The 10,834-nt window shown below is 55.1% G+C and carries 10 protein-coding genes; 4 read left to right on the top strand and 6 right to left on the bottom strand.

From position 1 onward, the window contains the following. The 3 genes from kefF to folA form a co-directional block, all read left to right on the top strand. On the top strand, positions 1-512 hold a 512-nt coding region (kefF, locus tag ACVCAM_RS17425; protein WP_447093629.1), incomplete at its 5' end, for a glutathione-regulated potassium-efflux system oxidoreductase KefF. Then, a complete protein-coding gene (gene kefC, locus ACVCAM_RS17430; protein ID WP_159125666.1) occupies positions 505-2,370 on the top strand; it encodes a glutathione-regulated potassium-efflux system protein KefC in 1,866 nt (621 codons plus the stop codon). The genes kefF and kefC, both read left to right, overlap by 8 nt. Positions 2,371-2,484: 114 nt before the next feature. Further along, positions 2,485-2,964 (top strand): type 3 dihydrofolate reductase, encoded by a 480-nt coding sequence (folA, locus tag ACVCAM_RS17435; RefSeq protein WP_008502023.1) that lies wholly within the window; start codon positions 2,485-2,487, stop codon positions 2,962-2,964. A 41-nt stretch (positions 2,965-3,005) separates the two neighbouring features. Here the strand turns inward: folA and apaH are convergent, their stop codons facing one another. From apaH to lptD, 6 genes are read right to left on the bottom strand one after another with little or no spacing between them, the layout of a single operon-like run. Further along, positions 3,006-3,854, bottom strand: a complete 849-nt coding sequence (gene apaH / locus ACVCAM_RS17440; protein WP_044597163.1) for a bis(5'-nucleosyl)-tetraphosphatase (symmetrical) ApaH — start codon at positions 3,852-3,854, stop codon at positions 3,006-3,008. Positions 3,855-3,858: 4 nt separating this feature from the next. Next, positions 3,859-4,236, bottom strand: a complete 378-nt coding sequence (apaG, locus tag ACVCAM_RS17445; protein WP_008502021.1) for a Co2+/Mg2+ efflux protein ApaG — start codon at positions 4,234-4,236, stop codon at positions 3,859-3,861. 3 nt (positions 4,237-4,239) lie between these two features. Then, a complete protein-coding gene (rsmA, locus tag ACVCAM_RS17450) occupies positions 4,240-5,061 on the bottom strand; it encodes a 16S rRNA (adenine(1518)-N(6)/adenine(1519)-N(6))-dimethyltransferase RsmA (RefSeq protein WP_008502020.1) in 822 nt (273 codons plus the stop codon). Beyond that, positions 5,058-6,044 (bottom strand): 4-hydroxythreonine-4-phosphate dehydrogenase PdxA, encoded by a 987-nt coding sequence (gene pdxA, locus ACVCAM_RS17455; protein WP_008502019.1) that lies wholly within the window; start codon positions 6,042-6,044, stop codon positions 5,058-5,060. The genes rsmA and pdxA overlap by 4 nt, the downstream gene beginning before the upstream one ends. After that, the gene (gene surA, locus ACVCAM_RS17460; RefSeq protein ID WP_025912154.1) at positions 6,044-7,330 is read right to left on the bottom strand and encodes a peptidylprolyl isomerase SurA; all 1,287 of its coding nucleotides are present in this window, start codon (positions 7,328-7,330) and stop codon (positions 6,044-6,046) included. Before surA ends, pdxA begins: the two co-directional genes overlap by 1 nt. 53 nt (positions 7,331-7,383) lie before the next feature. After that, entirely contained in the window at positions 7,384-9,759 is a 2,376-nt protein-coding gene (lptD, locus tag ACVCAM_RS17465) for an LPS assembly protein LptD (RefSeq protein ID WP_025912155.1), read from the bottom strand. Between the two features lie 239 nt (positions 9,760-9,998). Between lptD and djlA the strand changes: the two genes are divergently transcribed. After that, a complete protein-coding gene (gene djlA / locus ACVCAM_RS17470) occupies positions 9,999-10,814 on the top strand; it encodes a co-chaperone DjlA (RefSeq protein ID WP_008502016.1) in 816 nt (271 codons plus the stop codon). Positions 10,815-10,834: the final 20 nt, after the last annotated feature.

Genomic DNA, 10,834 nt, shown 5'->3' on the forward strand with positions numbered 1-10,834 from the left:
CGCACCCCTATCCGCAGCACTCGCATGCGAATAAGCGGATGCTTGAGCAGGTAAGGACGCTTGAAAACGTCGAGATACGTTCCCTCTATCAACTCTATCCCGATTTCAACATCGATATTGCCGCCGAACAGGAGGCGCTCTCCCGTGCCGATCTGATCGTCTGGCAGCATCCCATGCAGTGGTACAGCACGCCCCCGCTCCTGAAGCTGTGGATTGATAAAGTCTTCTCCCACGGCTGGGCGTATGGCCACAACGGCAATGCGCTAAAAGGGAAAAGCCTGATGTGGGCGGTCACCACGGGTGGAGGGGAAAGCCACTTTGATATTGGTTCCTTCCCGGGGTTTGAGGTTCTGGCACAGCCGCTGCAAGCGACCGCACTTTATTGCGGGCTGAACTGGCTCCCGCCTTTTGCGATGCACTGCACTTTTGTCTGCGACGATGAAACGCTGCAGGCGCAGGCGCGCCATTATAAACAACGCTTACTTGAGTGGCAGGAGGCGCACCATGGATAGCCATACGCTGATACAGGCGCTGATATACCTCGGCGCGGCGGCGCTGATTGTGCCCGTGGCGGTTCGCCTGGGACTGGGCTCTGTTCTCGGCTATCTGATTGCGGGCTGCGTCATTGGGCCGTGGGGCTTTCGACTGGTGACGGATGCAGAGGCAATCCTCCATTTCGCTGAAATCGGCGTTGTGCTGATGCTCTTTGTGATTGGTCTGGAACTCGATCCGCAGCGCCTGTGGAAGCTTCGCGCCTCGGTGTTTGGCGGCGGGGCGCTGCAGATGGTGGCCTGCGGCCTGCTGCTGGGTGGGTTCTGCATCCTGCTGGGCATGGACTGGAAAGTGGCAGAGCTTATCGGCATGACGCTGGCACTCTCCTCGACCGCCATTGCCATGCAGGCCATGAACGAGCGCAATCTGACGGTCTCCCAGATGGGACGCAGCGCGTTCTCGGTGCTGCTGTTCCAGGACATTGCCGCTATCCCGCTGGTGGCGATGATCCCACTGCTGGCGGCCAGCGGTTCCGCCACGACGCTGGGGGCGTTTGCGCTGTCGGCATTAAAAGTGGTGGGGGCGCTGGCGCTGGTGGTGCTGCTTGGTCGCTACGTCACCCGTCCGCTGCTGCGGTTCGTTGCCCGCTCGGGCCTTCGCGAAGTGTTCAGCGCCGTGGCGCTCTTCCTGGTGTTTGGCTTTGGTTTGCTGCTGGAGGAAGCCGGGCTGTCGATGGCGATGGGGGCGTTCCTGGCCGGCGTTCTGCTGGCGAGTTCCGAATACCGTCACGCGCTGGAAAGCGATATCGAGCCGTTTAAAGGCTTGCTGCTGGGGCTGTTTTTCATCGGCGTGGGGATGTCCGTCGACTTCGGCACGCTGGTGACGCACCCGCTGCGGATCGTCATCCTGCTGGTTGGCTTCCTGATCATTAAAATGGCGATGCTGTGGCTGATTGCGCGTCCGCTGAAGGTGCCGAATAAGCAGCGCAGCTGGTTTGCGGTTCTGCTGGGGCAGGGGAGCGAATTTGCGTTTGTGGTCTTTGGCGCAGCACAGATGGCAAACGTCCTCGACCCAGAATGGGCGAAAGCGCTGACGCTCGCGGTCGCGCTTTCGATGGCCGCGACGCCTATTCTGCTGGTGGTGCTGACGCGTCTGGAAAAATCGGGTAGCGAGCAGGAGCGCGAAGCCGATGAAATTGACGAAGAGCAGCCGCGCGTCATTATTGCCGGATTTGGCCGCTACGGGCAGATCGTTGGCCGTCTGCTGCTGTCCAGCGGAGTGAAAATGGTTATCCTCGATCACGACCCCGACCATGTCGATACCCTGCGAAAATTTGATATGAAGGTGTTTTACGGCGACGCGACCCGCGTCGATCTGCTGGAATCTGCCGGGGCGGCAAACGCGGAGGTGTTGATTAACGCCATTGACGATCCGGAGACCAGCATGCAGATGGTGGAAATGGCGAAAGAACATTTCCCGAATCTGACCATCATTTCCCGCGCCCGCGATGTGGATCACTATATCCGGCTGCGGCAGGCGGGGGTAGAAGCACCGGAGCGTGAAACCTTTGAAGGTGCGCTGAAATCTGGCCGCATGGCGCTGGAAAATCTGGGGCTCGGCGCGTACGAAGCGCGCGAGCGTGCGGACCTGTTCCGTCGCTTTAATACTGAGATGGTGGAAGAGATGGCGGCGATGGCCGGGAGTACGGCCACCGAGCGTGCGGCGGTGTTTAAACGCACCAGCGCGATGCTGACGGAAATCATTAACGAGGACCGTAATCACCTGTCGCTGATCCAGCGTCACGGCTGGCAGGGAACGGAAGAGGGCAAGCATACCGGGGATCCGGCTGACGAACCGGAGAGTAAACCTTCCGCGTGAAGTGGAGTTGCCAGCAATAATAAAAAATTTCTTTATCTTTACCCTGCCGCCAGTCGACGAAAGATTAAGCTTTCCGTATAGTGGCGGCAATTTTTTGCATCCGGGAAATTTTCAATGATCAGTCTGATTGCAGCGCTGGCGGTGGACCGCGTTATCGGTATGGAAAATGCCATGCCGTGGAACCTGCCTGCCGATCTCGCATGGTTTAAACGTACTACGTTAAACAAGCCGGTAGTGATGGGCCGCCTGACCTGGGAGTCGATTGGTCGTCCATTGCCGGGTCGTAAAAATATCGTTATCAGCAGCCAGCCGGGCACTGACGATCGCGTCGAATGGGTAAAATCAGTCGACGAGGCGATTGCTGCATGCGGCAATGCCGAAGAGATCATGGTGATTGGCGGCGGGCGCGTGTACGAGCAGTTCCTGCCAAAAGCGCAGAAGCTGTATCTGACCCACATTGATGCGGAAGTGGAAGGGGATACCCATTTCCCTGACTACGATCCGGACGAGTGGGAATCGGTGTTCAGTGAATTCCACGACGCGGATGCACAGAACTCCCACAGCTACTGCTTCGAGATTCTGGAACGTCGTTAAGTGATTTTTTCCCTCTCCCGGCCGGGAGAGGGAAGTGCATATCAGGAGGCAACCGCCTCGTCTTCCCCTAAGTCCAGCTGTCGGTTGGACGGCTGAACAAAGTAAGTTTTATCTTCCCAGCGTAAGCAGGTTAACTCTCCGCCCCAGCAGCATCCGGTATCCAGACCGTAGATCCCTTCCGGCGTTCCTTTTCCTTCCAGTGCAGCCCAGTGACCAAATACCACGTTGTACTCACTTGTCACCGGCCCCGGAATGGCAAACCACGGTTTGAGCGGAGCGGGCGCGCTCTCCGGCGTCTCTTTGGAATACATGTCCAGCTGTCCGTTCGGGAAGCAGAAACGCATGCGGGTGAAGGCGTTGGTAATAAAGCGCAGACGCGCCAGACCGCTGAGATCCTCGCTCCAGTGGTTCGGCATATCGCCGTACATGGCATCGAGGAAGAAAGGATAGGAGTCGCTCGCCAGCACCGCCTCAACGTCGCGCGCACAGGTTTTCGCCGTCTCAAGATCCCATTGTGGCGTGATCCCGGCATGCGCCATGACCAGCTTTTTCTCTTCGTCGACCTGCAGCAGCGGCTGACGGCGCAGCCAGTTAATCAGATCGTCGGCATCCGGCGCATCCAGCAGCGGGGTGAGGCGATCTTTAGGCTTGTTGCGGCTGATCCCGGCGAACACCGCCAGCAGATGCAGATCGTGATTGCCCAGCACCATGCGCACGCTGTCGTCTAGCGATTTGACGAAACGTAATACTTCAAGGGAGCCGGGGCCACGCGCGACTAAATCGCCCGTCAGCCAGAGTGTGTCCTGTCCTGGCGTAAAGTCGACCTGTTTTAATAATGCGATCAGTTCATCGTAGCAACCGTGAACGTCGCCAATCAGATATGTAGACATTAGATTAATGAATGAGTGTGGTTACGGCGAGACGGAACACAGGAATGGCAACGCGGAAATCATTACCATCGACGTCGACCATTTCATAATGGCCTTGCATGGTACCCATCGGCGTTTCAATCACCGCGCCGCTGGTGTACTGGTACTCTTCGCCAGGGGCGATATGAGGCTGTTCACCGACCACACCTTCCCCCTGGACTTCGATTTCGCGGCCATTGCCGTTGGTGATAAGCCAGTAGCGACCGCGCAGCTGCACGGGCGTCCGCCCCAGATTGCGAATGGTCACGGTGTAAGCAAAGACAAAACGTTCTTCATCCGGTGAGGACTGTGATTCAACATAAACGCTTTGTACATGGACACATACGCGGGGCGAATCAATCATGGCTTAACTCTCCTTCGGCGGCGCATTTTCGCTGATGTAATTAGCCAGCTTGCAGTATTGCTCTACGGAGATGTTCTCCGCACGCATTGCCGGGTCGATCCCAAGCTCAGCTAACACCTCAACGGTGAAGGAATTGCTGAGGCTGTTACGGATCGTTTTACGACGCTGGTTAAAGGCTTCAGTGGTAATGCGGCTCAGTACACGCAGATCTTTTACCGGGTACGGTTTCGTTTTGTGCGGCACAAGGCGCACAACCGCTGAATCCACTTTCGGTGGTGGTGTGAACGCTGACGGCGGTACTTCGAGTACCGGGATCACGTTGCAGTAATATTGCGCCATCACGCTTAAACGACCATACGCTTTACTATTCGGGCCTGCAACCAGGCGGTTAACCACCTCTTTTTGCAACATGAAGTGCATGTCGGCAATGGCATCAGTATAGCTAAAGAGGTGGAACATGAGCGGCGTGGAGATGTTATACGGCAGGTTGCCGAATACGCGCAGCGGCTGACCCATTTTTTCTGACAGTTCGCCGAAGTTCATGGTCATGGCGTCCTGCTGATAGATGGTCAGCTTCGGCCCGAGGAACGGGTGCGTTTGCAGGCGTGCGGCCAGATCGCGGTCCAGTTCGATGACGGTCAGTTCGTCGAGGCGTTCGCCTACCGGCTCGGTCAGCGCGGCAAGACCCGGGCCGATTTCGACCATCGCCTGGCCTTTTTGCGGATTAATAGCCGAGACAATGCTTTCGATCACGAACTGATCGTTTAGGAAGTTTTGCCCGAAACGTTTACGGGCTAAGTGGCCCTGATGGACTCGATTAGTCATTGAGTATTAACAATCATTTTGATGGCGAGATTAAGCGCCGTAATAAAACTGCCGACATCCGCCTTCCCCTGGCCTGCCAGATCCAGCGCAGTACCGTGGTCAACGGACGTTCGAATAAAGGGTAAACCGAGGGTGATATTCACGCCGCGGCCAAAGCCCTGGTATTTTAGCACGGGCAGGCCCTGATCGTGGTACATCGCGAGCACGGCGTCGGCATTATCCAGGTATTTCGGCTGGAAAAGGGTATCAGCAGGCAGCGGACCGCTGAGATTCATCCCCTTCGCCCGCATTTCGTTGAGTACCGGAATGATGGTGTCGATCTCTTCGGTACCCATGTGCCCGCCTTCGCCGGCGTGCGGATTCAGGCCGCAGACCAGCACATGCGGCTGCGGGATCCCAAATTTTGTCTGCAGATCGTGATGCAAAATCCCGATGATCTCGCGCAGGAGTTCAGGCGTGATCGCATCAGGAATCGCTTTGATCGGCAGATGGGTGGTCACCAGCGCAACGCGCATTTCTTCCGTCGCCAGCATCATCACCACTTTCGGACTGTGCGAGCGCTCTTCAAAGAACTCCGTATGCCCGGTAAACGGTATGCCCGCTTCGTTGATCACGCCTTTGTGGACGGGGCCGGTAATCAGGGCGGCAAATTCGCCCTTCAGGCAACCGTCGCAGGCGCGCGCAAGGGTTTCAACGACATAGTGGCCGTTTTCCGTGCTGAGCTGGCCGGGAATGACCGGCGTACGAAGGGGAACAGAAAGAAGGGTGAGGGTACCGGCTTGCTGCGGTGCAGGCTGTTGACCTTCAACGTAAGGGATGAGCGTTAAAGGCAGACCGAGCAGCGCTGCCCGGTCTTGTAACAGTGTTGCATCGGCGCAGACAACCAGTTCTACTGGCCAGCTGCGCTGGGCAAGCTGGACAACGAGGTCAGGCCCAATCCCGGCGGGTTCGCCGGGCGTGATAACAACACGATGCTGTTTCATTAGTTGCTCAGCACTTTCACGTAAGCACTGGCGCGTTGTTCCTGCATCCAGGTGGCTGCTTCTTCAGAGAACTTACGGTTAAACAGCATGCGGTAGGCTCTGTCTTTTTGTGCTGCATCCGTTTTATCAACGTTACGAGTGTCCATCAACTCGATCAGATGCCAGCCAAACGAAGAGTGGACCGGCGCGCTGATCTGGCCTTTGTTCAGCTTCATCAACGCGTCACGGAAGGCAGGATCGTAAATATCCGCCGCTGCCCAGCCCAGATCGCCACCCTGGTTAGCAGAGCCAGGATCCTGAGAGAACTCTTTTGCTGCTTTCGCAAACGAGGTTTTACCGCTCTTAATATCTGCCGCAATCTGTTCCAGCTTCGCACGCGCCTGATCGTCAGTCATGATTGGTGACGGCTTCAGCAGAATGTGGCGAGCGTGAACTTCGGTAACGGAGATATTTTGGCTCTGGCCGCGCAGATCGTTCACTTTCAGAATGTGGAAGCCCACGCCTGAACGGATTGGACCGACGATATCGCCTTTCTTAGCCGTGCTCAGTGCCTGAGCAAAGAGGGATGGCAGCTCCTGAATACGTCCCCAGCCCATCAGGCCGCCTTTCAGCGCCTGTTGGTCTGCGGAGTAGGTGATGGCCAGCTTGCCAAAGTCACCGCCGTTACGCGCCTGTTCGACAATTGAACGTGCCTGGCTTTCTGCTTCCGCAGCCTGATCGGACGTAGGGTTCTCTGGCAGTGGGATCAGAATGTGGCTCAGGTTCAGCTCTGTGCTTGCATCGTTCTGGTTACCCACCTGTTTTGCCAGCGCGTCCACTTCCTGAGGCAGGATAGTAACGCGGCGACGCACTTCGTTGTTACGCACTTCCGAAATCAGCATCTCTTTACGGATCTGGTTACGGTAGGTAGCGTAGCTGATGCCGTCATAGGCCAGACGGCTGCGCATCTGGTCTAAAGACATATTGTTCTGCTTTGCGATGTTAGCGATCGCCTGATCGAGCTGCTCGTCAGTAACCTTCACACCCATTTTCTGCCCCATCTGAAGAACGATCTGATCCATGATCAGGCGTTCCAGGATCTGGTGGCGCAGCGTAGCGTCATCCGGAAGCTGCTGACCCGCTTCGCCCGAATTGAGCTTCACCGATTTCATCAGACCGTCAACGTCACTTTCAAGCACGACGCCGTTGTTAACCACAGCAGCGACTTTATCAACAACCTGGGGGGCCGCGAAGCTGGTATTCGCAACCATAGCGACACCGAGCAGCAGCGTTTTCCAGTTCTTCATACTTTTTCCATTTCAATTAACCGCAAAGCGGATTACGTTGCAAATCAAGCACATTACAAGGAACTGCGGTAAGGCAGAATGTTCGAGCGCAGCATTTTCTGCGTACCCAGACCGTAGTTGGAACTCAGGCCGCGTAACTCGAAGTTAAAGCCAATCACGTTATCGTATTTGCTCTGATTGTTTTCCCAGCCGTTAAGCTTACGTTCGTAACCGACACGCAGCGCGTAGCAGCAGGAGTTATATTGCAGCCCCAACATCTGGTCAGCAGCTTTATTGGTGTTAGTGTCAAAGTAGTAAGCGCCTACGATTGACCAACGGTCGGCGATAGGCCAACTCGCTGCCGCACCGACCTGAGAAATACCATCCGAATATTGCGGTGATTTCCAGTAGTTGATGCTGTTCTGGTCATTGCTTTTCGGTAGCGTTGCCTGAATGTATTCCGGGCTAGCGTAGCGATAGCTTACCTGAATCATGCGATCTTCATCACGACGATACTCTATGGCGGCACTACTGTTAGCAACGTTGTCGAGACGCGTGTCATATTGCACGCCGCCACGCAGGCCCCAACGGTCAGTCATACGCCAGTAGGTATCTCCCGCCCAAACTATCGATCCCGTTTTGTTGTCTTTCTCCCACTGAATATTGTCATCGCCCGTGCGAGACTCTGTGAAGTAGTAGATTTGACCCACAGAAACGTTAAAACGTTCAACGGCTGCATCATCATAAACACGTGTTGTGACGCCGGTCGTTAACTGGTTCGCTGAGGCGATACGGTCCAGACCACCGTAAGTACGGTCACGGAACAGACCACTATAGTCAGACTGCAGTAAAGAGGAGTCGTAGTTCTGAATATTGCTCTGGTCGCGGTATGGCACGTACAAATACTGCATCCGCGGTTCAAGCGTCTGGGTATAACCATCCGCCAGCAGGGCCATATCACGCTCGAAAATCAGCTTGCCGTCCATTTTAAACTGAGGGAGCGTTCGGTTGACCGACTCTTCCAGATGCGCACTGTTAGTTGAGTTGTAATTATCAAGATTTTTTTGCTGATAGTGAGTCGCCATCAGCTTGGCTTCGGTATTCAGGCTTGCCCAGTCGTTAGACCACGGCAGATTGATCGTCGGCTCAAGGTGAACACGCGTGGCTTCAGGCATGTCCGAATCCGTGTTAACGAAATGCACTGCCTGAGCGTAAATCCGGGTGTCGAATGGACCTACGTCATTCTGGTACCAGTTGACGTCCAGCTGTGGCTCAGCACCATAGGTAGGCGTGGACTGGTCAGAAAACACCTGGAATTTCTTGGTCGAGACGGTTGCATCAAAATTCTGCACCGCATAGCCTACGCTGAATTTCTGCGTGGCATAGCCATCAGTACTCGAGCCGTATTTGGACGAAAAGTCATTAAAATAAGCCGAATCGCTGACTTTGGTGTAATCAACATTAAAGCGCCACACCTGATCCATCACCCCGGAATGCTGCCAGTAGTACAGCCAGCGGTGACGGTTATCACCAGAAACGTTTCTGGCGTCGTCCTTGTAAACGTTATCCGACGGCAGATAATCCAGCTCCATCAGACCCGCACCTGCCTGAGTCAGATAGCGGAACTCGTTCTCCCACATGACGTTACCGCGCTTGTGGATATAGTGCGGCGTGATCGTCGCATCCATGTTAGGCGCGATGTTCCAGTAATACGGCAGGTAGAACTCAAAGTAGTTCGTGGTGCTGTATTTGGCATTCGGGATCAGGAAACCGGAGCGACGTTTGTCACCCACCGGAAGCTGCAGATAAGGGCTGTAGAATATGGGGACCGGACCCACCTTGAAGCGGGCGTTCCAGATCTCTGCGACCTGCTCTTCGCGGTCATGGATAACTTCGCTCCCGACCACGCTCCAGGTATTTGAACCCGGCAGACACGACGTGAACGTGCCATTTTCCAGGATCGTATAGCGGTTTTCACCGCGCTGTTTCATCAGGTCCGCGTCACCGCGCCCCTGGCGACCCACCATCTGGTAATCACCTTTCCAGACGTTAGTGTCTTTGGTATTCAGGTTTGACCAGGCTTTCGGACCTTTCAGGATGACCTGATTGTCGTCATAGTGCACATTACCCAGCGCATCCACCGTTCGTACCGGCTCGGCCGCACCTTCCGGCTGCTTCTGGTGCAACTGCACTTCATCTGCCTGCAGGCGGCTATTGCCCTGGTTAATATCGACATTGCCTGTAAAGGTGGCATTGTCAGGGTAAGTCCCTTTTGAACTGTCGGCAGTAATGGTTACCGGCAAGCTATTGGTATCGCCACTCACCAGTGGGCGATTATAACTTGGGACGCCAAGCATGCACTGCGAGGCGAGATCGGCCGCCAGCCCCTGTTGACTGTACAGGGCGGTGCCAATCATTGTGGCCAGGAGGGTGGGGATACGTTTTTTCATACGTTGTATTTTATTGTTCCGTCATCAGTGGCTACGGCTTACAAACGCTCAGAGACTATCTTACTCATCTGCGCAGTACCAGCGTTAATCCTGCCCGTTTGCGTGCCAGAGTGTTAGGCTCGCTATCGAATGACGAGTATGATAAAGCAAATTATAGGCGATGTCCTTCAATTGACCGTGACTTGAACACAGTGATGATGACGTTGCGTCGGCCAGGAATATGACTATCCGGGGAGTATATGCAGTATTGGGGTAAAATAATCGGCGTTGCGTTCGCCATCATCATGGGTGCCGGGTTCTGGGGAATAGTGCTGGGGCTTATTATTGGCCATATGTTTGATAAGGCGCGCAGCCGTAAAATGGCCTGGTTTGCCAACCAGCGCGAGCGCCAGTCACTCTTTTTCTCCACCACTTTTGAGGTGATGGGGCATTTAACCAAATCCAAAGGGCGCGTCACGGAAGCCGATATTCAGATTGCCAGCGTCTTTATGGATCGCATGAATCTGCACGGTGACTCCCGCCTGGAGGCGCAAAATGCGTTTCGCATCGGGAAATCCGATAACTACCCGCTTCGCGAAAAAATGCGCCAGTTCCGCAGCATCTGCTTCGGCCGTTTTGATTTAATTCGGATGTTTCTGGAAATTCAGATTCAGGCGGCCTTCGCCGACGGCTCGCTTCACCCTAACGAACGCGATGTTTTATACGTGATTGCGGAAGAGCTGGGTATCTCCCGTATGCAGTTCGATCAGTTCCTGCGCATGATGCAGGGTGGCGCGCAGTTTGGCGGCGGGTATCACCAGCAGTCTTCTGGCGGTGCCTGGCAGCAGGCGCAGCGTGGTCCGACGCTGGAAGATGCCTGCAACGTGCTTGGCGTAAAACCCTCTGACGATCAGACCACCATCAAACGTGCCTATCGTAAGCTCATGAGCGAGCACCATCCAGACAAGCTCGTTGCAAAAGGCTTACCGCCTGAAATGATGGAGATGGCGAAGCAAAAAGCGCAGGAAATTCAGAAAGCGTACGAGCTGATTAAAGAGAAGAAAGGCTTCAAATAAGCCCCTTTTTAGAATGATGA

The organism is Enterobacter sp. CFEC122 (genome assembly GCF_052983755.1).